This window comes from Streptomyces atriruber (assembly GCF_001418325.1).
In the GTDB taxonomy this organism is placed as follows: domain Bacteria; phylum Actinomycetota; class Actinomycetes; order Streptomycetales; family Streptomycetaceae; genus Streptomyces; species Streptomyces atriruber.
Map to the genome: position 1 here is coordinate 1 of NZ_LIPN01000652.1, position 2,177 is coordinate 2,177.

At 70.9% G+C, this 2,177-nt stretch carries 2 protein-coding genes and 1 pseudogene; 1 reads left to right on the plus strand and 2 read right to left on the minus strand.

From position 1 onward, the window contains the following. Nucleotides 1–311, minus strand: a 311-nt coding sequence (locus tag AOK03_RS39730; RefSeq protein WP_157869229.1) for a DUF998 domain-containing protein, incomplete at its 3' end; no start/stop codon positions are given. A 43-nt stretch (nt 312–354) separates the two neighbouring features. Continuing rightward, nucleotides 355–1,821, minus strand: coding sequence for a glutamate/gamma-aminobutyrate antiporter GadC (gene gadC / locus AOK03_RS39735; RefSeq protein WP_055570188.1), 1,467 nt, complete (start codon nt 1,819–1,821; stop codon nt 355–357). Nucleotides 1,822–1,894: 73 nt separating this feature from the next. Between gadC and AOK03_RS39740 the strand changes: the two are divergent. Next, nucleotides 1,895–2,177: pseudogene (locus tag AOK03_RS39740) on the plus strand (hypothetical protein); the annotation flags it as partial.

Consider the following 2,177-nt stretch of genomic DNA (forward strand, 5'->3'; position numbering starts at 1 on the left):
CAGCCCGCCGTGACCCACCACCCCCGCGGCGACCGCCGCAGCAGCGCCCACACCGCTCCCGCGAGGACGAGGAGGCCCGCGAAGAGGTCCACGGTGCGGAAGAACGTCCCGTACGGCTGGTCCTCGGCGGCGAGTTCACTGACGTAGGCCGTGCGGGGCGAGAGCCCGGTCGGCAGGAACACCTCGACCGGCCAGGTGCTGTACGCGAGGGCGCCGGCCAGCAGGAGGCCCGCGACGACGCGCGAGGCGGTGGCCCGGCCGGACCGGCCGGGGTGCGGTCCGCGCTGCTGCCGCGACTGCCGTGAGGCCATGGGGGTGGCTGCCGTCGTAGGGGATGACATCGGTGGGTACACGCTATTTCGTGGCATGTGTCGCCCTGTGTTCGGGGTGGATCCAGCCGGGTTTGCGGTACTTGAGGAAGGCCGCGGGCGCCAGCACGCCGAGCGCGAGCAGACCGCCGCCGACGATCAGCAGATAGCGCCACAGCGGGCCCTTGCCGAACTGGTCGGGCGGCACGAAGCCGATGGCGAGCGCGGCGAGCGACGCGACGAAGCCGACGGCCGCGACGACCTTCACCGCGGGGACCACGAAGCCGCGCGGCACCTGCGGCTGCGACGCCCGCAGCCGCACGACGGCCACGAACATCAGCAGGTACGCGATGAGGTAGATCTGCACGGTGATGACGGAGAACATCCAGTACGCGCTGGAGACGTCGTCGCTGAAGGCGTAGAGGACACCGATCAGCGTGGTGACGACGCCCTGCGCGATCATGATGTTGCGCGGGACGCCCGCCTTGTTGAACTTCTGCAGGAACGGCGGCAGATAGCCCTCCTGCCGCGCGAGCGTCACCAGCCCCTTCGCGGGCCCGGCGAGCCAGGTGAGCATGCCGCCGAGCGCCGCCATGACGAGCATGATCCCGACGACCTTCGTCATCCAGCCGACGTGGAAGTGGTCGAAGAAGGCCTGGAAGGCCTGCATCAGACCGGCGGTGAGACTGAGCTCCGCCGACGGCATGACCCAGCTGATGGCCAGGGCCGGAAGGATGAAGATCAGCAGGACGAGGCCGGTGGCGAGGAAGATCGAGCGCGGATACTCGGCGCGGGGATGGCGCAGCGACGACACGTGGACGCCGTTCATCTCCATGCCCGCGTAGGAGAGGAAGTTGTTGACGATGAGCACCAGGCTGGCGAGGCCCGTCCACGGGGGCAGCCAGTGGTCGGGGTTCATGGGCGCGGCGGACGCGTTGCCCTGCCCCAGGAAGACGACGCCGAGGACGACGAGGACGACGCCGGGGACGAGGGTGCCGATGATCAGCCCGAGGGAGGAGAGCCCGGCGACCGTCTTGGTGCCGCGGCAGGTGATCCAGACGCCCGTCCAGTAGATGACGACGATGACGATCGCGACGTAGGGGCCGTTCTCGGCGAGGCTCGGATGGATGACGTACGCGAACGTCGAGGCCACGTAGGCGAGCAGGCTCGGGTAGTACGCGATGGTCATCGCGAACTGGCACCACACGGCCACGAACCCGAGCGGCTTGCCCAGCGCCTCGCTCACCCACCGGTAGATGCCGCCGGACCACCCGGAGGCCAGCTCGGCGCCGACGAGGGCGGTGGGGAGCAGGAAGACCACGGCGGGCAGGAGGTAGAGGAAGACCGCGGCCAGGCCGTAGATGGCCATCGACGGCGAGGGGCGCAGGCTGGCGACGGACGCGGTGGTCATCAGGGCGAGCGTCACCCAGGAGATGAACTGCCGCGGAATGGCGGGGTCCGGCTCCGGCAGGGTCCCCGTACCGGTCTGCGCCGGTTCGTCCGTGTTCGTCATGCGCTCATGATCGTCGGAGCGGCGGGGGCCCGCATGTCGCCGGATACCCGGCGGGGGTAGGGTTTGCCGCGTGATGAGGACGGCGAGGACGAGGAACGGCACGGGTCACGGGCAGCTGCTGCTGCTCGCCGCGCTGCTGCTCGGAATCGTCACGATGCATACGCTGGGGCATCCTTCGGGCGGCCACGAGGGTGGGACGGCCCGGCCCGCCGGGTCCGGTGCCGCGCTGTCCGCGATGGGGCATGACACGGGCGGGACGTCGGCTCTGGGCGAGGGCGGTGCAGCCCTGGGCGAGCGGGGGGCGGCACCGCACCAGCGCGGGGCGGCCTCGCCCGAGCGCGGGGCGACCTCACACG